Origin of the sequence: Acutalibacter intestini (genome assembly GCF_034334985.1) — a bacterium.
GTDB lineage: Bacteria > Bacillota > Clostridia > Oscillospirales > Acutalibacteraceae > Acutalibacter > Acutalibacter intestini.
The window spans coordinates 361,837-385,089 of the sequence record NZ_JAWXXL010000002.1; the positions used below are offsets into that span (position 1 = coordinate 361,837).

The following is a 23,253-nucleotide window of genomic DNA, read 5'->3' on the forward strand; positions in this document are numbered from 1 at the left end:
ATTATAAATAGAGCCTGTTTAAGCTTGACGGAAGGAGACACCCACGGGGCCTGCTACCTCACTAGAGCTTTTGCTGAAAAGCATCTCTCGCCTGCCCTGAGGGTCCCAGATTGGCTCCCAAGCGGCAAAAGGCGTACATTTTGATACTGGGCGTATTTCGTGGTTTTGAGGAGATTTCTTATGTAGGAGATAGAACAAAAATCTAATAATGGTATTGAAATCCAGGCGGATACGTGGTAAAATAACCGAGAGAGCAGAAACTATCAAAAAGCACACTTTTTGACAGCCTTTTCATCTACCCTTTGTTACTTTCGCCGCCCGGAACTTCCTCAGCCGCCGGTAAAACGTGGCGTCGCTCATATCACATAGCTGGAGAATATCCTTTAGCTCCAGCTCTTCTCTTTCCCACTTACGAATAATTTCCCCGAAATTCTCGGGTACCGGTTTCTCCGGCCGACCGAACCGCACACCTCTGGCTTTTGCCGCGGCAATGCCCTGCTCCTGACGTTTCCTGATGTTGACCCGCTCGCTCTCCGCCACAAAGGAGAGAATTTGCAGAACCAGGTCGGCGATGAAGGTTCCCATCAGGTCTTTGGCGGTGCGGGTGTCCAGGAGGGGCATGTCGATCACGCAGATGTCTGCGTTTTTTTCTTTTGTGATGATGCGCCACTGCTCCTGGATTTCTTTATAATTGCGGCCCAGACGGTCAATGCTCAAAATATAGAGCAGGTCGCCGGGCTTCAATTCCTTGACCAGGCGCTGGTACTGTGGCCGCTTGAAATCCTTGCCGGATTGCTTGTCCATATAAATATTCCGTGGCGGGATCTCTTTTGCGTTTAGCGCAACGCGCTGCCGGTCCTCATTTTGGTCAGTGCTTGATACTCGTATGTAGCCGTATGCGTTCATAGGTAGGGCTCCTTTCGATTTCTATATAATAAATGCGCCTATTGTACTAGATAACGGATGTTTTTGCCAATACAAACGGTGCCAAAACTTTTTACACTCTATCACTATATTTGCATTTACTTTTGAGATTTTCTTCAGTATAACGTAGGAAATCCGTTAACGGGGTGTTAATCATGGCAGCAAAAACAAAAGAAGAGCGCATTGAATGGATCGAGCGGAAGATCGCGAAAAAGAAAGCTGAAATCGAACGCTTAGAGGCTCAAAAGCAGAAATTGCTCCATCCCATCTCCATGCGGGCAGTGCTGACAAAGGCCAAGGAAGCGGGACTTTCTCCGGAGGAAGTGGCTGAAAAACTTTGCATCGACATGGATGAATAGTGGGCGCGTCCCAGCGGATATGCCCGAATGGCAGCCGCAAAATGACGCAGCTGTTTATTGGGCTTTACCATTGCAAATGCGGCATGAGCTGACTGAAAGGAACCGGATTCTTTGAGCGTACCGGCGATATGGTTTTCGCGCTGGAGAGGCGGAAGATCGGAAAGAAATTCCGGCAACGCTCGGTGATACGATATCGTGATAAATGAGCAAACCAGGGCTGGGGAATTGTGCTTCCCGGCCCTGGTTAAGGTCAATCCTATCCCCGCTGCCGATCAGCCCCGCCAACTGCTCTATACCGTACTCGCAGGTCAGAATATTGTTGTCCATGAGTACCAGCTTGTCCGTGTCTGGCCGAACCAGGTCCTGCCATGCCCGATAGGGCCGGATATTGCCCTCCTTCTTTGGCACGATGCACCACTTACAACGGTTCGGACAGCCTCTGGTGAAATAGCCAATGGCATAGTTGCACTCAGGGTAGATGGAGTAGTCGGGAAACATTTTGTCAATCTCCGGGGCCAGCTCAGTAAGAATTTCAGACTTCATTTCATTTTGCATAGACCTCCATGGTAATTTTTTCGTGAGAACTGCCCAGAAAATCCTCTGTTGAAACGCGGTGCCATTGCCCCTGGTCCAGCTTGATCGGGAACTTCACGTCAGATGGATAGATGCGGTTCCAGCGGAACAAGACGATTAGCCCGGCTCATATCGCAAAGCCGTGTGGCCTCGCTTGTGGTAATTACCCGCTCATCCCACTGGCGCACTATCTCCACAAAGTTGTCTGGCACGGACACGGCCGAATTTCCCCCCTGACTTTCGCCGCGGCGATGCCCTGTTCCTGGCGCTTCTTGATGTTGGCCCGCTCATTCTCCGCCACAAAGGAGACGATTTGCAGCACCAAATCGGCAATAAAAGTTCCCATCAGGTCCTTCGCCGTGCGGGTGTCAAGCAGGGGCATATCGATCACGCAAATATCTGCGCCCTTCTCTTTCGTGAGGACTCGCCACTGTTCCTGCACATCCTTGTAGTTGCGCCCCAGCCGGTCTATGCTCAGGACATAGACCGTATCACCCGGTTTGAGCCTGCGCACCAGTTTTTTGTACTGCGGACGGTCAAAGTCTTTGCCCGATTGCTTGTCTATGTAGACGTTCTTCCTGGGCACATTCTTTGCCTCCATCGCAATTCGCTGGCGGTCCTCATTCTGGTCGGTACTGGACACGCGGATGTAACCGTAAACCATATGCAACACTCCCTTATCTTATTTACCACAGCCCCCATGCCGGTAGGAGGCTACCATCTATTTTACCGCTTACCGACCGTCTTTTGGGAAATCGCAGTTGTCGGATGATTCTTATAAAGACAAATCCAGTTCCCTTTCTCTAAGCTGAAAGCGTATGGCTGTATAATCATACCCAACCCATTCCAGCGTTCGGCGCGTCATTAGCAGTAGATATTCTGTGCCGAAATGGCCCTCAAAATAGAGAGAATCACCAATTTGCATAGGGCTGTCCATTTCCGCAGGGTCGCTGCACAAAATGCCTCTCTTTCTTCCGCCGATCATGCTGGTATCACACAGGCGCAACAGATTTTCGTGACAGGCCAGGTCAGCGTTACAGTCCTGCAAAATCATTTGCATGGCCTGCCGCCATGTTTTAACAGAACCTCTCTCCCATCCGCAAAGCGCATACGCTCTGGTTTCCTGCCTATAAAGAACGCTGTGCTCCCATTTAATGAATATTCATGTACATCTCTCCTTTCTTTTCGGGCGTTCAAGCCCTTTCCCCTACCCCCGCCCGCAGCCGGGGACATGGGAAAGGGCTGTGGTTTCCCACAGCCCTCTTGTTTATCGTTTAGATTTCCACCTCCCCCATCTGCCGCGTCCTGCCGGGAGCGCTCTGCCGTTTCAGGCCCTGAATTCTGTCCCTGACAGATTCCCGACCCTGGGAAGCCTTGTCTAAATCAGGAATCTTCGTCCGCAGTCTGGCGGTCGTGCCGCTCAGGCGCTCAAAGGTGTTGGCAAGCCCCAGGAAACCCGATCGGATCAAGTGCAGAGCCGCGGCTATGGGCAGGCCATTGGCGGGGAGCGGTCCGTAGACAAGGCTCCCTTGAATACACCTGCCAATACCACGATCCTTTCCTCTGTAAGGCTCAATGGTGAGACCGTCTATACGATTTACAGCACTAAAAGAGGATGAGGAAAAGGGCCGTAGGGATGATCTTCCGAAACGATAAGCACGGCGTGCTGTTTGAGAAAGAAATCAAGTACCACAAGGGCTGTCGACGTTGGCTTCGCCAAGTCGCCAAGATCAAGATTCAGAAATATTCCTGTTTCTGAATCATTCATTTTTTGAGGATTGCCGCGGCTCTTTTGAAGCATAAGGGCAACGCCCGTTGCTTTGATGGCTGACCCCAGGCTCCGGCACCAAGCTGAGAATCACATCGGTACCAACGAGATCGACATCGCCGCCATGAAGCCCCGGTATTTGGACGCCATGTCCTATGTCTGCTTCGGGGTTGCCAAGGACATCATCACCGGCAGCAGGACCGCCTCGGTCACAGAGCTGGCCGACGCCAGTATGCTGTCCCCTCGGTATTTCCTGGTGATCCAAACCACCATGCTGATCCGGGGCTACGGACTGAGCGCGGCCAAATCGGGCAGTTTCTTCACGCCGCCCTCTCGCAAGGCACGGCCCCCATCGTACAGTATCAGGGCGCTTTCATGCTCCTGCCGGAACCGGGCCTTGTCCACCGCCACGGGTCGGGTCTGCTTGTAGGTGCTGATGTTCTTTATCAGCACGGCCATTTCTCCCAAACGCCGCGCCGCCGTTTTCAGCGCGGCGGCGGCTTCCTCACTGGCGGCGCTGATCTCCGCTACCCGGCTTTCCAAATCAGGATAGGCGTCGATGCCATACTCTGTCAGGAAGTTCATGGTCTTTGCCGCCTGCTCTATTACGAGCATGATTTCAATTTTTATCAGATTGGCGGGATGGAGCATTGCACCGCTTCTGCTGTCCAGAAGTCTGTTTCGGTTGCAAGGGAAAAGGTTAAGGCAGAAAAGAAATGAGAAAGTATATCCAAGCGTGACCGCTACCATCTGAAAAAGAAATCCGTTTTGTGTGGGATTGGCGGCATTACATACTCCTACTTTTTCTGTGGGAGTAAATCTATTTTAAGTCCGTACTTTCACCGGCAGAAATAAACAGGGAAAACGTCAGCGCGATTTCTCCGGCGATAGATGTAATGGAACGAACCATGCTTTAAGGCAACACCGCACAATTCTAAGTACCGTATTGCGCAGTCAGATTTTTCTTCAGAGTGTACAGATTGACAAGCGAAAGCTGTGCCCTATCACGGAAAATCTGCAAGCAAGACGGTGCTTAAGGCTCCAGCCGCGAATGGTGCGGGGTTGCCTTAAGTAATTTCAAGTTTTATGTCCATCCTAGGGGTTATGTGCCTCGCCTCCCGCTTCTTTTGCTTTTTTCATCCTCTTTTGACTTGTCCTGTACAGCCGGGGTCAGCCGGCCATATGTGCCGCCCCGCAAGACAAGTCCACTTGAAAAAAGAGAGGAGCAGCCGTCTGGCGGCGGACTTTTTATCCTTCCCTTTCTTCTCACCCATTGACACTTTCCCCCTCTTACAGTATAATTTTATAATGAACACAGCCGTGGGTTATGTTGCCCGCGGCTTTTTTTGCAAATATTTTAGGAAAGGCGGCGCTGCTCTATGCGGCATCTTATCGACCCTCTGGACCTTTCTCGGGAAGAAACCGGCCGGCTGCTTCAGCTGGCCCAACACATTATGGATCACCCAAAGGACTATGCCCACCGCGGAGATGGAAAGATTTTGGCCACCCTGTTCTTTGAGCCCAGCACCCGCACCCGGCTAAGCTTTGAGTCCGCCATGCTGCGCCTGGGCGGGCAGGTGCTGGGCTTTGCCGGAGCCCAAAGCAGTTCTGCCGCCAAAGGCGAAAGCGTGGCAGATACCATCCGCATGATTTCCGGCTACGCGGACCTTGCCGCCATGCGCCACTTTAAAGAGGGCGCGCCTTTTGTGGCAGCCAGATATTCCCGCATTCCTGTGGTAAACGCAGGAGACGGGGGCCACCAGCACCCCACCCAGACCCTTACCGACCTGTTCACCATTCAGCGCTTTCGGGGCGGCCTGGGCGGCCTGACCATTGGCCTGTGCGGAGATCTGAAGTTTGGCCGCACGGTGCACTCTCTCATCAAGTCTCTGGTGCGCTACCAGGACGTGCGCTTTGTCTTTATCTCTCCCGAAGAGCTGCGGGTGCCGGGCTATATTTTAAAAGAGGTGGTGCAGCCTTCTGGCCGCCCTTGGCAAGAGGTACGCCGCATGGAAGAGGTTATGCCCCAGCTGGACGTGCTGTATATGACCCGGGTGCAGCGGGAGCGCTTCTTTAACGAAGAGGACTATGTGCGGCTAAAGGACTCGTACATCCTTACCCCCGAAAAGCTGCGGCTGGGCAAAAAGGACCTGGCGGTGATGCACCCCCTGCCCCGGGTGAATGAGATTGACCAGCGGGTAGACAGCGACCCCCGGGCCCTGTACTTTGAGCAGGCCAGGGGCGGGGTTTTTGTGCGTATGGCGCTGATTCTGGCGCTTTTGGGCCTAGAGCCGGAAATTTTGGAGAAAACCACAGGAGGCGCGGTATGCTGAACATTGACAGTATCGAAAACGGCATTGTAATCGACCACATCACCGCCGGACGGGGCATGAAGGTCTACGAGCTGTTAGAACTGGACAGGCTGGATACCTGTGTGGCAATTATTAAAAACGCCCGCAGCAGTAAGTTCGGCCGCAAGGACATTATCAAAATCGAGGGCCTTACAGACGTGAACCTGGATGTATTGGGTTTTATCGACGACCATGCCACAGTATGCCTCATCCGGGACGGGGCCCTGGCGGAGAAGAAGCAGCCCATGCTGCCCAAACGGCTGGTGAATATCATCCGGTGCAAAAACCCCCGGTGCATTACCAGTATAGAGGACGTGGACCAGGAGTTTTACCTGTGCGAGGGCCAGGACCATCGCTACCGCTGCCGGTATTGTGAGCAGCTGTTTACGGATAAAGACTAAGAACCTGTATTCACTGCCGGAGGATGCTGGAAGGGCGGGGTTTTTCTCGCCAGACAAGGAGATTTTCCTCAGCAGTCCTGACGGATCGCAAAGAACCCCCATGCAGTATGACCAGAAAAGATTAAACAGACCGCTTTCAACGGTTGTGACGTTTCCCCAGCCGCTACTCTTCTAGAAAGGAGCCTCATTCATGGAATGGACCCCCAGCCAGCAGGATGCCATTGACTCGACCCAGGGCACCGTGCTGGTGGCCGCCGCCGCCGGTTCTGGCAAAACCGCCGTACTGGTCCAGCGGGCCATTGGCCGCCTCACCCACCCCCAAAACCCCACCCCGGCTAACAAGCTGCTGATTGTCACCTTTACCAAAGCCGCCGCCGCTGAAATGCGTGCCCGGCTAGAGCGCCGCCTAAGCAGCCTGCTGCGCCAGAACCCCACCGACCCCCTGCTGCGCCGCCAAAGCATTCTGGTCCACCAGGCCCATATTGGCACAGTGGACAGCTTCTGCGGGGCCATGGCCCGGGAGTTCTTTCAGTTGTTGAATATCTCCCCAGACTTCCGCATTCTCTCGGACAAGCGGGAGGCGGAGCTTACCGCCCAGGCCCTGGAAGAGGCTCTTACCGCGGCCTATGACCAGGGCCGCATTCAGGCATTGGCCGACGCTTTCACCGCAGAGCGGGACGACCGGCGCCTGGGCCACATGGCCCTTTCTCTGTACCACTTTATGCAGAGTCATCCCTTCCCAGAAAAATGGCTGGAAGAAAAGGTGCAGATGTACTTTGCCGGAGACAGCGGCCCCTGGGAGCGGGTGATTTTGGAGCATGTAGCCAGGGCCGCGGCCCACTGTGCCTCTTTGCTGGAAAACGCCCTCTCCCAGGCAGGAGAGGATTCTCTGTATAACCAAGCTTTCTCTTCCGCCCTTTCTGCCGACCGGGCCGCCTGCCTGGGGCTGGCCCAAGCCGCCGGAGCTGGGGACAGGGACGCCGCTTCTGCCCTATGGCGAGGCTTTGCCCCTAAGCGCCGGGGAATTCTGCGGGGTGTGGACAAGGAGGACCCCCTGCTGCTTCGGCTGGAGGCCTGCCGCAAGGAGGTGAAGCGGGTGATGGACAGCCTGGGCAAATGCCTGCCCCCTTGCTGGGAGGACGCGGGGGCCGAGCTGCAAGAGGCCGGGCCCTTATTAAGAAGTCTGGCGGACCTGACCCTGGATTTTGCCCGCCGCTATGCCAAGAAAAAACAGGACCGGAACTTTTTGGACTATAGCGACCTAGAGCACTGTGCCATCCGGCTGTTCTGCGGAGAGGACGGAGCCCCCACCCCCGCTGCCCGGGAGGTGGCCCGCCGCTTTGACGAGATTATGATTGACGAGTACCAGGACATCAACCAGGTCCAGGACTCCATTTTCCGGGCTGTATCCCAAGATGAACGCAATCTTTTCATGGTAGGTGACGTAAAGCAGAGTATCTACGGCTTTCGCCAGGCCATGCCAGAGATTTTCCTGGGCTGCCGGGCCCGTTTTTCCAAGTTTGACCGGAAGCGGGCAAATTACCCCGGCTGCATTGTACTAGACCGGAATTTTCGCTCTCGCCCCCAGGTAACGGACACGGTGAACTATGTGTTTTCCCTGCTTATGAGCAAGGAAGCCGGGGATCTGGACTATACCGGGGAAGAGCGCCTGGTGTGCGGCGCGGATTTTTCCCCCAAGGCGGGCTGTGAGACCGAACTGGCTTTTCTCTCTCGAGGAGACGCCCCGGCAGAGGTAGCAGAGGCCCAGTTCATCGCCCGACGAATTCGGGCGATGGTAGAGAGCGGCTTTACAGTCAGTGAAAATGGCGGCGAACGTCCGGCTCACTGGGGAGATTTCTGCGTTTTGCTGCGCAGCGCCAATAAACACGCCCACGCCTATGCCCAAGAACTAAAGCGCCTGGGCGTGCCCGCCCGGGCCACCGTGAGCGGGGGCTTTTTCGCGGCGGCGGAGGTTCAGATGGTTCTCTCTCTGCTGCGGGTCATTGACAACCCGAACCAGGACATTCCCCTGCTGGCCCTGCTAATGAGCCCCCTGTACGGTTTTTCCGCCGATGAGGTCGCCCGGCTGCGGGCAGGAAGCCGGGATGTGTCTGTGTTTGTCTCCCTAACCCGGGCAGGGGAAACAGACCCCCGCTGTGCCCAGGTTATGGCTGATATTCGCCGGCTGCGGCAGATTTCCGCCGCCATGCCCGCAGACTCCCTTTTAACCTTGCTCTACGGCCGCACCGGCTGTCTAGAGCTGGTTCAGGCGATGGAGGACGGGCCGGGGAGGCTTCTTAACCTGCGGCTGCTGCACCGCTACGCCCAAGAGTACGAGGGCAGCGGCTACCACGGGCTTGCGGGCTTTGTGGGGTTTTTAGACCGGCTGATGGCCGGGGGCCAGGACCTGCAAGGAGCCGAAGTGCAGGCCGGGAGCCAGAACGCGGTGTCTATTATGAGTATTCATAAGTCCAAAGGCCTACAGTTTCCGGTGTGTATTGTGGCGGGCTGCGGCCGGAACTTTGCCGGAGACCAGACCGATGATGTGCTGCTGCACCCAGAGCTGGGCCTGGGGGTGAAGCTTCGGGACCCTGGGGGTACGGCCCGATACACCACCACTGCCCGGGAGGCTATTGCCTTGGAGAGCGCCCGCTCTGCCGGGGCAGAGGAACTGCGGGTGCTGTATGTGGCCCTGACCCGGGCCCAGGAAAAGCTGATCCTGGTGTCCTCGGCCAAGGACATGACCAGCCCCCTGAACAAGGCGGCCCTAGAGGCTGTGGGCTCCCGGCCCTCGGCTTTTACGGTGCAGGGAGCCAAAAACGCCACCCACTGGCTGCTGGCCTGCGCCCTGCGCCACCCGGATGGTGGAGTTCTGCGCCAGGCTGCGGGCGGGGCGGACATTCCCCTGTGCCGGGAGGACTACACCCCCTGGAACATCACCCTAGAAGCCTACGCCCCAGAGGAGGTTCGGGTCCAAGACCCCGTCCTACAGGCCCAAGAGGAGGACCTGGCCCTGTACCAGGCCCTAAAGGACCAAGCGGCCTTTGTATATCCCCATGAGGAGAGCGTGGACGTGGCCGCAAAGGTGTCTGCCTCTAAGCTGGCGGCGGAGCAGGGGGGCAGCCGGGAGCTGAACCTCTCGCGCCCGGCCTGGCTGGGTCAGCAGGGCATGACCCCGGCCCAGCGAGGCATTGCCCTGCACGAGTTTATGCAGTTTGCAGACTTCCACGCCGCTGCCGCTGCCCCTGCCGCCGAGCTGGCCCGGCTGGCCCGGGGGGCTTTTCTTAGTGAAGAACAGGCGGACGCTGTGGAGCTGCCCCGCGTGAGGGCCTTTTTCCAAAGTCCTCTGGGGCGGCGGGTGCTGGCCTCGCCCCAGGTGGTAAAGGAGCGGCGCTTTACCGCCGTGCTGCCCGCCCACATGGCCCAGCCCGGGCTTTCCCCAGGGGTAGAGCCCGTGGTTTTGCAGGGGGCGGTGGACTGCACCTTTTTGGAGGAGGGCAAGCTGCACATCATCGACTTTAAAACCGACCGGGTGGAGGACATGGAGGAACTTTGGCTGCGGTACCACACCCAGCTGCGTCTGTACGCCTATGCCATGGAGGAGGTTACCGGCACCCCGGTGGGGGAGATGTTTCTGTACTCCACCTGGCTAAGCCAGGGCAGCGGCCGGCCCTATGAACGGGAACAGGAACAGCTGCGGCTGTTTGATAGCGGAAGCATTTAGATTTTGGGCATTATTTTTAAAAAATATTGACTTTTTGAAATTTTATGGTATAATTGAAATGTAGTCTCAATAAAACGAAAGGTTGTGATAAGGTGTATGTATCATGAAAAAATCATTTTCCATGATGCCGTTCGTCTTAGCTTTTGTTTTGACATTCTCGTCAACCGCCGTTGCCGTGAATCAGGACGCATATCTTCGTTCTGAAGCGGCAGTGCAGGAACGGCTTGAAACCGTATTGCAAAACCAACTGGATGAAATGATCGCTACTGAATCGGCGGACATGGACCCCTCCAGCCAAATTGAATCCATCAAAGTAGCGGCTGGCTTTAACGGGGACACCTATACGGTTACAGAAATATTCCCGACTGGGTATATGATTTTTTCTGATGCCGCAGGGGACTTTACAGAATACAGCATGTCTGCCCCATCGCCATACAAAGGCTATGAGGAAAACCTCTACTACGCGGGCCCCACCGAGTACTATATTGCCCAGGGAGAGAATTACGTTCATACCATTACCGGAGAAACTCTTTCTCAAACGGAGGACGGAGAGTCCTTACGGGAGTTTGCCGATGAATTATCGAATTTCTATGCGGAAGAATCGGATGCCGCTATTTTGGATTTTATTCAAAATGGAGTGGACACGCCGTCTCTTCTTTCCACCAACGCCACCGTGAAAGAGCAGTACATTGTTGGGCAGTTTCAAATCAACAATATGAATACGAAAAGCGAAATGTCCTACTGTAGCCCCAGTGGAACCGGTGGTATTTGCGGGTACATTGCCTCGGCCATCACCTTAGCTTGGTACGATACCTATATTGACGCGGACATCATTGACAATGATACCTATTTTACAAAATCCAACGGCTATAATGTCTTTGCCGGAGACCCCAATGATTATACCCGCGCAGGCAATGGACACAAAGCTACTTTCAGCTATAATCTGTGGAAATACTGTTCTTCTAATCCTGACGGAAATGGCAGTGTTTGGCCAAATGATGTGGCATATGCTATTAACACCTATCTACATAACAATAGAAAAATCTCCAGACTTACCGCCTCCTATTCTCTTGTACCTACAAATACGGACATTATAAATATATTAAAGCGGAATCGGCCTGTCATTTTACTTGGGTATCTCAAAAAGGAGGGCGTAAGTGACAGTGAAAAGAAAAACCATACTGTTGTTGTCTATGGATATAAGGAAAACCGCCTGATTGCCCATATGGGCTGGGAAGGATACGACAACGTATATATTTCTGGTTATTGGGCAGGAAAGGTCTCAATAGAACATTGGTGACGAGATGAAAATAAAAGCTTTTTTTAAAAAGAATGGCCTTGCCTTCTCCTTTGCTCTCCTTTGTGTTTCCATGCTCCTCTTAGCCCTGCCCTTTTCCTCAGGCGGTTACATGGGGCCTGGACCACACGATCGTATTCCCGATTATCGTCCTTATTTTCATATAGCCTCTCTCGTGGCGCAAAGCGGCCGCACATTTGCCGCCCTTTTCGCGCTCATCACCCCTTTCTGGACTCTGTTTTCGGGGTTTTGGTGCTTCTCAAAAAAGAAAAAGCGGCCGGTACTCTGCTGTTCTCTGGGGGTACTCTGCATTTTTCTCAACCTGGTGGACTGGATCTATGCCGTGCTTGATTTGCTCTTCCCCGTAGGTCTGATTGTCGCCGCCCTGCACCTGTTGGCTCTGGCCTTGCAGGTTTACGCCCTTGCCCAAAGAACACATAACAAAGTTTAGGCTGGAATGGCCAACATCAGCTAAAGGTAGGATGAAATGAAAATAAAAGCTTTTTTCAGAAAATATAGCCTATACGCTTCCTTTGGGCTGATTTGCGTTACGATTATCCTGATGTTTCTGCCCTTTTCCTCTGGCCTAAACATTTCTTACTGGCACCCAGAGGACGTGCCGGACACTCCGCCGCTCTATCACCCTTTGTCTTTTTATGATTGGGTCCGTCTGGCGGTATATTTTCACTTTCCCCCCATCTTTGTCAGCATGGCCACCCCGCTATGGGCCCTGGTCACAGGATTTTGGGGCTTTCAAAAAAGAAACCGGCTGGCCTGGTTTGCCTGTGCTTTGGGCGGCGTCAGCATCCTGCTCAGCCTGGTGGACTGGCTGGTTTATAACGAGCTTTTCCCCGTGGGTTTTGTCATCGCCGCCCTGCACCTATTGGCCCTGGCCTTGCAGGTTTACGCCCTTGCCCAAAGGAAGATGGCGGCCCGCTAAATGGGCCCATATCATAAAAAGAGAGTCCTGCCACCCTTGGCAGGGCTCTCTTTTTATGATCGGGAACGGTGGAAAAAGGGCGGAGCAGGCTTTTTTGCGGGTTTTTCATGAGCCTCCGGCTCTGGGCCCCCGCTTCCCTCGCTCCAGAGGCAGCTGGGCGATAAATCGGTTTTCGCCCCCGGAGGACTGCGCCCACAAGCGGCCCCTATGCTCTTCTACAATTCCCCGGGCAATGGCCAGCCCCAGGCCAAACCCGCCCGCGCTTCGGGCTGGGTCCGACCGGTAAAAGCGCTGGAACAGCCGGTCCAGTTCTTCCTGGGGGATGGGGTCTCCGGGGTTTTGCACCGTCAGCCGGGCCCAGCGCCCCAGGCCTTTTAGCTCCAGCCGGATCTTTGCCCCTGCCGGGGCGTAGCGTACCGCGTTGTCCAACAAAATGTCCGCCAGCCGGGCCAGGCCCTCCGGGTCGCCCCACACCCACAGGCCCTCTTCCACCTGGCATTCCAGGGTTCGGCCGCTTTCGTACACCACGGGTTCAAAAGAAAGGGCCCTCCCTGCCGCCAAAAAGGACAGGTCCACCCGCTGGGCCTGGGGGCGGGACCCGCCCGCGTCGGCACGGGCCAGGGTAAGCAGGGCCTGGGTCAGGCTCTTCATCCGCGCGCCCTCGGCCTGAATGTTTTCGGCCCAGCGCCGTCCGTCCCCTTCTGGGTGGCGCAGAATCATCTCCGTATTAGAGAGAATCACCGTCAGCGGGGTTTTCAACTCGTGAGAGGCGTCTGCCACAAACTGCTTTTGCTTTTCCCAGGCCGCCTCTACAGGCCCCACCGCCCACCGGGCCAGCAGAACTGCCGCCCCCAGCAGAACTACCAGGGCCGCGCCCCCCACGGGCAGAAAGCTTTTTAACAGCTGAGCCATGGCCGCCGACTCGGCGGAAGAGTCTGCAAAAGCCACCAGCATACCCCCAGGGGTCTGCCGCCTACCGTAGCGTAGCCGGTACTGGGGAAAGCTGCCCTGTTCTGCCGGGCCATCCGCCACGGATCGCGCCAGAGCCGCCAGCTCTTCCCGGCCGAACTCCTCCTCTAGAAAAAAGGGGTCGGTGCGCATCACTGCCTGGCCCCCTGGGCTTACCAGCACCGTAAAACAAAGCACCCGCCCCTGGGGGGCAGGGGTAAACAGCCCAAAAGCCTGGGGCTTGGGGGGCTCTTCCCGGCGGGGCGCCTCTTCCTGCCATAGGGCCATTTCAATCATCTGCCAAGTCTGCTGCCGCATGCCTTGGCCGGTAGACAGGGCCAGCACCAGAAACACTGCCAGCAGAACCAGCAGGGAACCGCCCATGGTGACCGCCACGAATTTACCGCGAAGCTTTTTAATCATTCGGTCCTCCCCTGGCGGCGCCTTTGGCCCCGCCGCTTAGGTAATATCCCAGCCGCCGGGCCGAGGTAATACTTACCTGGCTTTGGATATGCCCCAGCTTTTTTCGCAGAAAGGATACGTACACCTCTACGTGATTGTCCTCCGCTTCCGAGTCGTACCCCCATACTTTTAGCAGCAGGGTCTCTTTGGGCACCACGGCCCCCGGGTTGCTAAGCAGAACACGCATCATCTCCAGCTCCTTCCCACTTAGCTTCACCCAGCGTTCGCCACAGCCCAGGGCACATGCAGAAAGGTCCAGGCACAGGTCCCCATACCCCAGCCGCTGGGGGGCCAGTTCTTCCCTGCGGCGCAGCAGGGCCCGCACACAGGCTAAAAACTCCTCTGGCTCAAAGGGCTTGGTCAGGTAATAGTCCGCGCCGCTGTCTAAGCCTTGAACCTTGTCCGCCGTCTCGCTTTTAGCGGTCAACATCAGTACCGGGGTGGAAAACCCTTCCTGACGCAGCTGGCGCACCACCTGGAAGCCATCCATTTTTGGCATCATCACGTCCAGGACAATTCCGTCGTAAATGCCAGAAAGGGCGCAATCCAGGCCAGACTCTCCGTCATAAGCCAGGTCCACGGCATACTTTTGGTAGGCGAGCAGGTCCTTTAGGGTGGCGGCCAGGCGGCGCTGGTCCTCTACCACAAGAATGCGCATAAAAAGCCTCCTATCAACCGATTTATACTATTATAAAACGCGAAACCAGCGCGGTCAAGAAGAGAAACGCACAGCAAGCCGCAGTATGCGGCAGGTCCAGCGCAAGCGCAGGAGCATTTGCCGCGGCCGCCTCACTTGCCAGTAGTAGCCTCTGGCCGATCCAGCACGGCCAGGGATCGAAACGTGGGGCCCGTATTGGGTAGGGCTTGTTTGAAAAAACGAAAACGCGGCCTGATTGCCCAGAAGCGGCCATCGTCCGTGTCGAAAATCCGCGTAATACGCAAGTGCTACTTGCGGCTTTTTTCCTTGAATCTGACCACTTCTAGTCAAAAATCCGTCATTTCCTCTATTTTCAAATAAGCTCTAAAGCAAAAACAGGGGAGCAAGTAACGCCGGAAGCGCCCAGAGAACCGCGCCGGCTCGGCTAACGGTTATCACCTGGGTAGGGCGGGACTTTGCCCAGAGAGGAAGAGGGCAAAGCCGCCGTCCCGGCCCCGATGGAAACATTATCCCCCCTCCAGCTTAGGGCTTGTTTGAAAAATCGAAAACGTCGTCTTTTTTGCCATAAGAGGCCACTTTCTACGTCGAAAATCCTCGTCAATCGCCAGAGTGACGTAGTTAGCGCAGCTAACTACAGCGGTTCTTCTCCTTGAAATTGTCCCCTTCTGGCCAAAAATTCGTCGTTTCCTCTATTTTCAAACAAGCCCTAAAAGAACCTGAAATTTTTAAGGTTGCTTTAAGGCTAAGGGTGTAAACTACCCCTCATAATCCCCGGGGGCCACGCCCCCAGATAGCCCAAAGGAGGAACCAATGAATTACCGCCACGAGTATAAATTTCAGCTAAGCCCTGCCGATTATCTGCCCCTACAAGCCCGGCTGCGAGCTGTGCTGCCCCATGACCCCCATGCTGGTGAAAACGGCCAGTATAAAATCAGCAGCGTATATTTTGACAGCCCAGATAACCGTGCCCTACGGGAAAAGCTGGAAGGCCTGCACTGCCGGGAAAAGTTCCGGCTGCGGTGGTACGGCGGGAACACAGAACTGCTTCACCTGGAGAAAAAGGCCAAGCTGGGCCAGCTGGGCCGCAAAACCGTTTGCCCCCTCAGCCAAGCCCGGGCCCTGGCCCTGCTGGCGGACGACCCCCACTGGCGGCAGGGTCTTAAGGACCCACTGGCCGCCGAGCTGGGAGCCAAAATGGCCTGGCAGCAGCTGCGGCCCGCCGTTTTGGTGGAGTATGACCGAGAGGCTTTTCTCTTCCCGGCAGGGAATGTACGGGTTACCCTGGACCGAAACCTGCGCCGGGCCCCGGCCGGGCCAGAGGTCCTTTGGGGCGGCGGGCCTACTATTCCGGCGGGAGAGGGCGTGCTGCTAGAGGTAAAGTACGACCAATTTCTGCCTGGGCTCATCCAAGACCTGGTGCGGCTGGAGGGGCGGCAAGCGGGGGCCTTTTCCAAGTATGCGGCGGCCCGGCTGATAGATTTTTAGCCCCCGCCCAGGTGTGGTTTTTGAGATAATAACCGGCCTCCCGCGGCTTAGGAGCGCTGCCCGTAAGCGCCCCGCCATTTTGTAAAGGCAGACAAAACTTTTTCTCTTTCACCGCCGAGGACGCGCTGGCTTAATAACCGCGCACTCCCCTCATTGCAATCAAACTATAATTTAGGAGCTGATCTCATGCTTAGTTTCAACGACATCTTCCAGTCCAACTTCTTAGATAACATTGCCAGCGTTACCCTGCTGGACATGGCCCTCTCCATCTTCTTTGCCTTTCTTTTAGGCCTGTTTATCTTCTTTGTGTATAAAAAGACCTATGCTGGGGTAATGTACTCCCACACCTTCGGGGTTGCTCTCATCGCCATGACCCTGATTACCACTCTGGTTATTCTGGCCGTTACCAGCAACGTGGTGCTCTCTTTGGGCATGGTGGGCGCTCTGTCCATTGTCCGGTTCCGGGCCGCTATTAAGGAGCCCCTGGACATTGCCTTCCTGTTCTGGGCCATTGCCGCAGGCATTGTGCTGGCTGCCGGCATGATTCCCCTGGCGGTGTTCGGCAGTGTGGCAGTGGGCCTTATGCTGCTGGTGTTTGTCAACCGCACCTCTCCCCGCCAGCCCTATATCGCGGTGGTCAGCTGCCAAAACGCCCAGGCCGAGGAGAACGCCCTGGCCTTTCTTTCCGCCAACGCGGAAAAGTGCCGGGTGAAAAGCAAAACCGTTACCGCTGCCGGCATTGAGGCCAACTTCGAGCTGCGGCTGAAGGGGGCGGACGCGGGCTTTGTAAACGGCCTATGCCAGATTCCCGGGGTGGAAAGCGCCGTACTGGTCAGCTACAACGGCGAATACATGGGTTAGAAGAAGGAGGGCGGCGCCATGATTATACACAAGAAGATCAATCGCCTTTGCGCCGCGGCCACGGCTGTCATGCTCCTTTTGGCCTGGCTGCTGTTTGCCAATGGGCCCTCGCTGCTGGGCGCGGCCACCAGCGCGCCCCCCTATGCCGCCAAGCTTTTCGACACCAGCCGGGTCCACACCCTGGACCTTGTGGCAAAAGAAAGCGACTGGCAAGACATGCTGGACAACGCCCAGGCCGAGGAGTACATCTCCTGCACTGCGGTAATTGACGGGGAAAGCTATAAAAACGTGGGCATACGGCCCAAGGGGAACTCCTCTTTAACTACGGTGGCGGAATCGGACAGCGACCGGTACAGCTTTAAGCTGGAGTTTGACCACTACGACCCCAACCAGAGCTACCATGGCCTGGATAAGCTGTGTCTAAACAACTGCATCCAGGACAACACCTATATGAAGGACTACCTGTGCTACCGGATGATGGGCGACATGGGCGCGGACGCCCCCCTGACCAGCTATGTGTTCATTACTGTGAATGGTCAGGACTGGGGGCTGTATATTGCCGCCGAGGGCATTGAAGAAGCCTTTGCCCTGCGCAGCTATGGCGCGGACTACGGCCAACTGTATAAGCCGGACAGCATGGATATGGGCGGCGGGGGCCGGGGCGCGCAGCGCAACCAAAATGATCCTCCAGACGATACGGGCTTGACCCCCAACGCGCCTGCCGAAAACGGCGCCCCCGGCACATTTCCCGGGGAAAGCACGCCGGGGGCCACGGGGGAAAGCGCCTCAAATAATACGGAGCGGTCTGCGGCATCCTCCTCCGAACGCGCCCCATTGGGCGAAAGCTTCCCTGGCGGGAACCTGTCCCAGGGCTTTGACAAGGACAATCTCCCCGGCATGGGGGGCTTTGGCGGATTTGGGGGCATGGGCGGCAGCAGCGACGTACTGCTAAACTACACCACCGATGACCCTGAGGACTACCCCAACATTTTTGACAACCCAGTGTTTGATACTGTCACCCAGGCGGACCAGCAGCGGCTGATTGCCGCTTTAAAAAAGCTGGGCGAAGGGAACGCGGCGGACTCTGTGAACCGTGAAGAGGTGGCCAGCTATTTTGCCGTGCACAATTTTGTGCTTAACGAGGACAGCTATACGGGCAGTATCATCCACAATTATTACCTGTACGAGGACCAGGGGCTGCTCTCTATGGTGGCCTGGGACTATAACCTGGCCTTTGGGGGCATGGGCGGCGGCACGGCTACCGCCGCGGCCAACTCTCCCATTGATTCTCCAGTGAGCACCGGGGACATTTCCCAGCGGCCCATGGTGGCCTGGCTGTTTGACAGCGAAGAGCACACCCAGCTATATCATCAGGCCATGGACCGGCTGATTGCAGAGTGGTTTGAAAGCGGCTATTTCCAGGAGCTGATGGACCAGACCGCGGCCCTTATTGGCCCCTACGTGCAGCGGGACCCCACGGCTTTTTGCAGCTATGAGGACTTCACCACAGCGGTGGAGACTCTAGAGAAATTCTGCCTGCTGCGAGCTCAAAGCATCCGGGGCCAGCTAGAGGGGGACATTCCTTCTACCAGCGAGGGTCAGGCAGCGGACAGCAGCGCCTTTGTGGACGCCTCCCACCTAAATCTCAGCGATATGGGCAGTCAGGGCGGATTTGGCGGGCCAGGAGGCCGGGAATTCCTCCAGGACGCGGACCAAAACGCGAATGATCGCGAAGAGGCAGGCCAGGGCTTCGGCACTGAGGACCCCTCTGGCCAAGAAAACGGCGGTACTTCCCAATCCCCCTCCCAATGGGATCAGCAGGAGATCCCCCAGGAGGGCCAGCGGCCGGAGGGCTTCCAGATGCCGGGGGGCTTTACCCCAGGGCAGAACCCCCAGCAGGGAGAAGCAGCCCAGGCAGGCGGATGGGAGAAGTGGGCGCTTCTGGCGGGCTCGGCGGGTTTATTAGCAGCAGGGCTGGTATTTGCCAAGATATATCGTTAACACAGCTTAAAAGAGGTAACCCCCTTTAGGGCTTGTTTAAGGAACCACTGAATAAATCCCGCCTAACAGCTTGGCACGCAACGCGCTTGCATATTTTCCGTCATAGGGCACAGCTTTTGCTTGCCAATCGCCAGATTCGCTGCGCTCAATCTTATGCACTCTGACGAAAAATCTGACTGCGCAATTTGCGCACCAGATTGAATCAGTGGTTCCTAAAAATCGGGATTTCCCGATTTTCCAGTGCATTGATTATATCGTTAATAGGAGGTAGAACCCCATGTTAGGCCCCCCAAACCTGGTGGGTTTTAACGTGGGGTTCCGGCACGAATAGCAGAAGGCCGAGCGCTTTTGAAAAGGAAGCGCCCGGCCTGTTTCTGTGCCTGGGAAAGGTTGGGAGCGCGGCCCTAAAACAAACGCCCTGAGAGCGCGGAGGGTTTTGAACCCTTTTGGTAAGGGCGGGTCAACGAGCAGCCAGACCGGATTTTGACCCATCTATCCCTTTGCAAATTCCCGCGCAAGGCGGCCGGCATGTACAAGATTGTTTGGCACAGCAGGGAATATTATCTATGGGAAAGGGAGAAAGGGATTCGGCGTTCTGGCGTTGACAGGGACTTCTGTTTCGCCCGCGTGGCGTGGACTATGAAAAAGCACAGCGGCTGCTGATTCAAAAAGCGGCGGACGTACTGGCGCCTGAAAAAAACGCGGTGGAAAACCGGCGCGGTTTGATCCGTAGAAAAGACGCTTTTCCCCATTCCATCAGACGGATGCAGCTCTACATTGCCGGGGTTGAATTATTCGGGCTTTTGTGCTAAAATATACTATAGTTTGATTTAAGGCAACCCCGCACCATTCGCGGGTGGCGCCTTAAGCACCGTCTTGCTTGCAGATTTTCCGTGATAGCGCACAGCTTTCGCTGGTCAATGGTGAGATGGACGGCGCTCAATCTGTACACTCTGACGAAAAATCTGACTGCACAATACGGTACTTAGAATTCTGCGGTATTGCCTTAAAATAGGCTTTTGTCTCCCTTTAAGAAAGGCGGTGAAAGGTTCTGGCTGACATTACGATTCTCTGTGGCCACTATGGCTGCGGCAAAACCAACTTGGCCCTAAACCTGGCCCTGGAGGCGCCTGCCCCGGTGGTGCTGGCGGATATGGACATCGTAAACCCCTACTTCCGTTCCTCCGAATACCGGGGCCTGCTGGCCGGGCGGGGCGTGGAGCTAATTGCCCCCGTGTTCGCGGGCACTACGCTGGATACTCCCACGCTGCCGCCCGAGCTGGGCTCCATCTTTGGGCCGCGAGCGGGCCGGGTGTTTATGGACGCGGGAGGAGATGACGCCGGAGCTACGGCCCTGGGGGGACTGAGCGGGCGGCTGATGGCTGCGGGATATGAGATGATCTATGTCATCAATCGGTACCGGGCGCTCTCCCAGACTCCGGAGGAGGCCGCCGCTCTGCTGGGGCAGATCGAGGCTGCCTGCCGCCTAAAGGCCACGGGGATTGTGAACAATTCCCACCTGGGAACAGAAACCACCCTGGACGTGTTGAAGGGGGCCCTGCCCTTTGCCCAAGAGACCGCCCGGCTGTGCGGCCTACCGCTTTTGTACTCTACCGCGCCCGATTTCGCCCTGAAGGGCCAACCGCCGCCAGAGGGCTTTCGAAAAATTCAGCGCCTGGTGCGCTTTGCCTGGGAGTAATCGCGGCAGGCCCCGGAGAGCGCCTGTGAAAACGCGGTCCGGAGCCGAAGCGCTGGACACGCCAAACCCCAGCGCCTTTCCACAAAGCCGAGACAGCGGCCCACCAGCACTTAGTTCCCCAGGAGGCGCCCGTATCAGCCCATACTAAACGTTCCCGGGCAGTACTGGCCCGCCCAACCATATAAATAACCATATAAATATAAATATAGATAGTACCACAAAGGAGGACCCCCTATGGCAAAAATCATCATAGACGAGGCCGTGTGCAAGGGCTGCGGCCTGTGCGCCAACGCCTGCCCGCTGCGTCTCATCGATCTGGACGGCGGCCGCCTGAACAGCAAAGGCTATCATCCCGCCCGCCTAGCCCGGCCGGAAAAATGCGTGGGCTGCGCGGCCTGTGCCACCATGTGCCCGGACACGGCGATCACCGTGGAAAAAGACTGACCTACCATATCACTGCATAAAGGAGAGCCACGACAATGAAAGTATTGATGAAAGGCAACGAGGCTTTGGCCGAGGCCGCTATACGGGCTGGGTGCCGCCACTTTTTTGGCTACCCCATTACCCCCCAAACCGAGCTGGCCGCCTATATGTCTAAACGTATGCCAAAGGTGAACGGCACCTACCTGCAAGCCGAGTCCGAGGTGGCCGCTGTCAACATGGTGCTGGGTGCCGCCGCCGCTGGAGCCAGGGCCATGACCTCATCCTCCTCCCCAGGCATTAGTCTAAAGAGCGAGGGCATCTCGTACATGGCTGGGTCCGACCTGCCGGCCCTGATCATCAACGTCCAGCGGGGCGGCCCGGGCCTAGGAGGTATTCAGCCCTCCCAGGCGGACTACTGGCAGGCCACCAAGGCCACCGGCCACGGAGACTTCCAGATTTTGGTATTCGCCCCCTCCACCGTCCAGGAAATGGTGGACTTGGTCAGCGACGCCTTTGATGCTGCGGACCGCTGGCGGATGCCTGCCATGATCCTAGCGGACGGGATGCTGGGTCAGATGATGGAGCCCGTCTCCCTGCCCGAGGAGGGCCGCGCCCAGCTGGTAGATAAGCCCTGGGCCGCCTGCGGCCACGGGGACAGCCGTCCCCACAACGTGATAAACTCTCTATACCTGACCCCTGACAAGCTGGAAGAGCTGGTGATGACCCGCTACCACCGGTATCAGCTGGTGAAGGAGCAGGAGCAGCGGGCCGAGGAGTATCTGTGCGAGGACGCGGACCTGGTCATCGTGGCCTACGGGGCCTCGGCCCGGGTGGCGCGCAGCGCGGTGAATAAGGCTCGGGAACAGGGGTATAAGGTGGGGCTCATCCGGCCCATCACCCTGTGGCCCTTCCCGGTACAGGCTTTGAAAAAAGCCGCCGCCACGGCCAAAAGCTTTCTGGTGGTGGAGATGAGTATGGGCCAGATGGTGGACGACGTAAGGCTGGCCATCGACTGCCAGGTTCCGGTGCACTTCTACGGCCGCACGGGGGGAATGATCCCCACCCCCAACCAGGTGCTGGAGGATGTGGAACGGATTATGGAGCACGGTTAAGATGCCGCCAGTAAAAAAGCCGCGGCTGAAGGTGGAGGGCTCTCCCCTGGACTGTGTGCGCTTTGGCGGTGGGAAAAAGCCCTTGGTAATGCTGCCGGGCCTCCAGCCCACAGGGCGTTGCAGAGGCCGCGCTGTCCCTGGCCTGGGCTTACCGGGCCAATGAAACCATAGAGCGTGTGGTTCACGGCTGGATAGAGATGGCTGAAAAGCTGGGATGTGCCATCCGTTTATATAAACAGCTGGACCACGCCGCCTATGGCGAGGCCCCGGACTTTAACCGGCGGGTGATGGATTTTTTTTGGGGGGAGCCGTTGATACCTTTTGCGTAATAGCTGGTCTCGTCCAGCGCCGGCCGGGCCGGCAGGCCAGACGACAAAGCTTTTGCTGTTCCGTTGCCGGAACCGCGCTCGTTTCGCGGCGCTGCTCTTCCAAATGACCAATGACGAACCCTAACCCTGTCTTTCAATTAGAAAGGAAGTGCTTTACATATGCCAATCGTATTTCAAAAGCCCCGTGCCCTGACGGACGCGCCCCTGCACTATTGCCCGGGCTGCACCCACGGCATTGTGCACCGGCTGGCCGCCCAGGCCATTGACGAGCTGGGCGTGCAGGGCCGCACCGTGGGCGTGGCTTCGGTGGGCTGCTCTGTGATGTGCTATGACTACTTTGCCTGCGATATGGTCCAGGCTCCCCACGGACGGGCCCAGGCGGTGGCCACGGGCCTAAAGCGCGCCTGCCCAGAGAACGTGATTTTCACCTACCAGGGAGACGGCGACCTGGCGGCTATTGGCACGGCGGAAACCGTACACGCCGCCACCCGGGGCGAAAACATTACAGTAATCTTTATCAACAACGCTATTTACGGCATGACCGGCGGGCAGATGGCGCCCACCTCTTTGCCCGGGCAGGTGACCCAGACCACTCCCTACGGTCGGGATACCGACACCGCCGGGTATCCGGTAAAGGTCTGCGAGCTGCTCTCTACCCTGGACGGCGTAGCTTTTGCCCAGCGGGTGGCGGTAGACAACGTAAAAAATGTCAACGCGGCCCGTAAGGCGATTAAAAAAGCTTTCCAGTATCAGCTGGAGGGTAAGGGCTATTCCATTGTGGAAGTGCTCTCCACCTGCCCTACCAACTGGGGACTTTCTCCTGTAGAGGCCCTAAAGTGGCTGCAAGACAATATGATGCCCTATTATCCCCTGGGAGTTTTCAAAGACGTGCCGGAAGGCGTGAAGAAAGGGGGCGCGGCACTGTGAAAGACCTGAAC

General features: G+C 56.6%; 22 protein-coding genes and 2 pseudogenes. 14 read left to right on the plus strand and 10 right to left on the minus strand.

The window, feature by feature from the left end; genetic code table 11:
- Positions 1-291: 291 nt before the first annotated feature.
- A complete protein-coding gene (locus U8U68_RS04235; protein ID WP_322199592.1) occupies positions 292-906 on the minus strand; it encodes a recombinase family protein in 615 nt (204 codons plus the stop codon).
- 173 nt (positions 907-1,079) lie between these two features.
- Here U8U68_RS04235 and U8U68_RS04240 point away from each other — a divergent pair, with 173 nt between their 5' ends.
- Positions 1,080-1,283, plus strand: a complete 204-nt coding sequence (locus U8U68_RS04240) for a hypothetical protein (RefSeq protein WP_322199593.1) — start codon at positions 1,080-1,082, stop codon at positions 1,281-1,283.
- Positions 1,284-1,337: 54 nt separating this feature from the next.
- Here U8U68_RS04240 and U8U68_RS04245 read toward each other — a convergent pair whose 3' ends face one another.
- The 7 genes and pseudogenes from U8U68_RS04245 to U8U68_RS04275 all read right to left on the minus strand — a co-directional run.
- Positions 1,338-1,838 (minus strand): hypothetical protein, encoded by a 501-nt coding sequence (locus tag U8U68_RS04245; protein ID WP_322199594.1) that lies wholly within the window; start codon positions 1,836-1,838, stop codon positions 1,338-1,340.
- Positions 1,828-1,968: a hypothetical protein gene (locus U8U68_RS04250; protein ID WP_322199646.1), complete on the minus strand. Its 141-nt coding sequence runs from the start codon at positions 1,966-1,968 to the stop codon at positions 1,828-1,830. The genes U8U68_RS04245 and U8U68_RS04250 overlap by 11 nt, the downstream gene beginning before the upstream one ends.
- A pseudogene (locus tag U8U68_RS04255) lies at positions 1,937-2,520 on the minus strand (recombinase family protein). The gene U8U68_RS04250 and the pseudogene U8U68_RS04255 overlap by 32 nt, the downstream one beginning before the upstream one ends.
- 111 nt (positions 2,521-2,631) lie before the next feature.
- Positions 2,632-2,916, minus strand: a complete 285-nt coding sequence (locus tag U8U68_RS04260; RefSeq protein WP_322199595.1) for a hypothetical protein — start codon at positions 2,914-2,916, stop codon at positions 2,632-2,634.
- A gap of 214 nt (positions 2,917-3,130) precedes the next feature.
- Positions 3,131-3,325 (minus strand): hypothetical protein, encoded by a 195-nt coding sequence (locus U8U68_RS04265; protein ID WP_322199596.1) that lies wholly within the window; start codon positions 3,323-3,325, stop codon positions 3,131-3,133.
- 128 nt (positions 3,326-3,453) lie between these two features.
- The gene (locus tag U8U68_RS04270; protein WP_322199597.1) at positions 3,454-3,657 is read right to left on the minus strand and encodes a hypothetical protein; all 204 of its coding nucleotides are present in this window, start codon (positions 3,655-3,657) and stop codon (positions 3,454-3,456) included.
- Positions 3,658-3,918: 261 nt separating this feature from the next.
- Positions 3,919-4,230: pseudogene (locus tag U8U68_RS04275) on the minus strand (relaxase/mobilization nuclease domain-containing protein); the annotation flags it as partial.
- A gap of 773 nt (positions 4,231-5,003) precedes the next feature.
- On the opposite strand from U8U68_RS04275, the gene pyrB reads away from it, so the two are divergent.
- From pyrB to U8U68_RS04310, 6 genes are all read left to right on the plus strand, one after another.
- Positions 5,004-5,957, plus strand: a complete 954-nt coding sequence (pyrB, locus tag U8U68_RS04285; RefSeq protein WP_322199598.1) for an aspartate carbamoyltransferase — start codon at positions 5,004-5,006, stop codon at positions 5,955-5,957.
- On the plus strand, positions 5,951-6,376 hold the full coding sequence (locus tag U8U68_RS04290; protein ID WP_322199599.1) for an aspartate carbamoyltransferase regulatory subunit: 426 nt from the start codon (positions 5,951-5,953) through the stop codon (positions 6,374-6,376). The genes pyrB and U8U68_RS04290 overlap by 7 nt, the downstream gene beginning before the upstream one ends.
- Before the next feature lie 190 nt (positions 6,377-6,566).
- Entirely contained in the window at positions 6,567-10,100 is a 3,534-nt protein-coding gene (gene addA / locus U8U68_RS04295; protein ID WP_322199600.1) for a helicase-exonuclease AddAB subunit AddA, read from the plus strand.
- A gap of 103 nt (positions 10,101-10,203) precedes the next feature.
- Positions 10,204-11,400: a putative cysteine peptidase gene (locus tag U8U68_RS04300; RefSeq protein WP_322199601.1), complete on the plus strand. Its 1,197-nt coding sequence runs from the start codon at positions 10,204-10,206 to the stop codon at positions 11,398-11,400.
- Between the two features lie 4 nt (positions 11,401-11,404).
- Positions 11,405-11,848: a hypothetical protein gene (locus U8U68_RS04305; RefSeq protein WP_322199602.1), complete on the plus strand. Its 444-nt coding sequence runs from the start codon at positions 11,405-11,407 to the stop codon at positions 11,846-11,848.
- A gap of 36 nt (positions 11,849-11,884) precedes the next feature.
- Positions 11,885-12,337, plus strand: coding sequence for a hypothetical protein (locus tag U8U68_RS04310; protein WP_322199603.1), 453 nt, complete (start codon positions 11,885-11,887; stop codon positions 12,335-12,337).
- Between the two features lie 105 nt (positions 12,338-12,442).
- Here the strand turns inward: U8U68_RS04310 and U8U68_RS04315 are convergent, their stop codons facing one another.
- Positions 12,443-13,708 carry a sensor histidine kinase gene (locus U8U68_RS04315; protein ID WP_322199604.1) on the minus strand — a complete coding sequence of 422 codons (1,266 nt, stop codon included), beginning with the start codon at positions 13,706-13,708 and terminating at the stop codon, positions 12,443-12,445.
- The gene (locus tag U8U68_RS04320) at positions 13,701-14,405 is read right to left on the minus strand and encodes a response regulator transcription factor (RefSeq protein ID WP_322199605.1); all 705 of its coding nucleotides are present in this window, start codon (positions 14,403-14,405) and stop codon (positions 13,701-13,703) included. Before U8U68_RS04320 ends, U8U68_RS04315 begins: the two co-directional genes overlap by 8 nt.
- A gap of 810 nt (positions 14,406-15,215) precedes the next feature.
- On the opposite strand from U8U68_RS04320, the gene U8U68_RS04325 reads away from it, so the two are divergent.
- The 7 genes from U8U68_RS04325 (at position 15,216) to U8U68_RS04355 (ending at position 23,242) form a co-directional block, all read left to right on the plus strand.
- Positions 15,216-15,890 carry a polyphosphate polymerase domain-containing protein gene (locus tag U8U68_RS04325; protein ID WP_322199606.1) on the plus strand — a complete coding sequence of 225 codons (675 nt, stop codon included), beginning with the start codon at positions 15,216-15,218 and terminating at the stop codon, positions 15,888-15,890.
- Between the two features lie 186 nt (positions 15,891-16,076).
- Positions 16,077-16,751 (plus strand): DUF4956 domain-containing protein, encoded by a 675-nt coding sequence (locus U8U68_RS04330; RefSeq protein WP_322199607.1) that lies wholly within the window; start codon positions 16,077-16,079, stop codon positions 16,749-16,751.
- Between the two features lie 18 nt (positions 16,752-16,769).
- Positions 16,770-18,752 carry a CotH kinase family protein gene (locus tag U8U68_RS04335; protein ID WP_322199608.1) on the plus strand — a complete coding sequence of 661 codons (1,983 nt, stop codon included), beginning with the start codon at positions 16,770-16,772 and terminating at the stop codon, positions 18,750-18,752.
- Between the two features lie 1,102 nt (positions 18,753-19,854).
- The gene (locus U8U68_RS04340; protein WP_322199609.1) at positions 19,855-20,451 is read left to right on the plus strand and encodes a ParA family protein; all 597 of its coding nucleotides are present in this window, start codon (positions 19,855-19,857) and stop codon (positions 20,449-20,451) included.
- A gap of 234 nt (positions 20,452-20,685) precedes the next feature.
- Positions 20,686-20,895: a 4Fe-4S dicluster domain-containing protein gene (locus U8U68_RS04345; protein WP_322199610.1), complete on the plus strand. Its 210-nt coding sequence runs from the start codon at positions 20,686-20,688 to the stop codon at positions 20,893-20,895.
- Between the two features lie 35 nt (positions 20,896-20,930).
- Positions 20,931-21,986 (plus strand): 3-methyl-2-oxobutanoate dehydrogenase subunit VorB, encoded by a 1,056-nt coding sequence (locus U8U68_RS04350; protein ID WP_322199611.1) that lies wholly within the window; start codon positions 20,931-20,933, stop codon positions 21,984-21,986.
- A gap of 488 nt (positions 21,987-22,474) precedes the next feature.
- Positions 22,475-23,242, plus strand: coding sequence for a thiamine pyrophosphate-dependent enzyme (locus tag U8U68_RS04355; RefSeq protein ID WP_322199612.1), 768 nt, complete (start codon positions 22,475-22,477; stop codon positions 23,240-23,242).
- Positions 23,243-23,253: the final 11 nt, after the last annotated feature.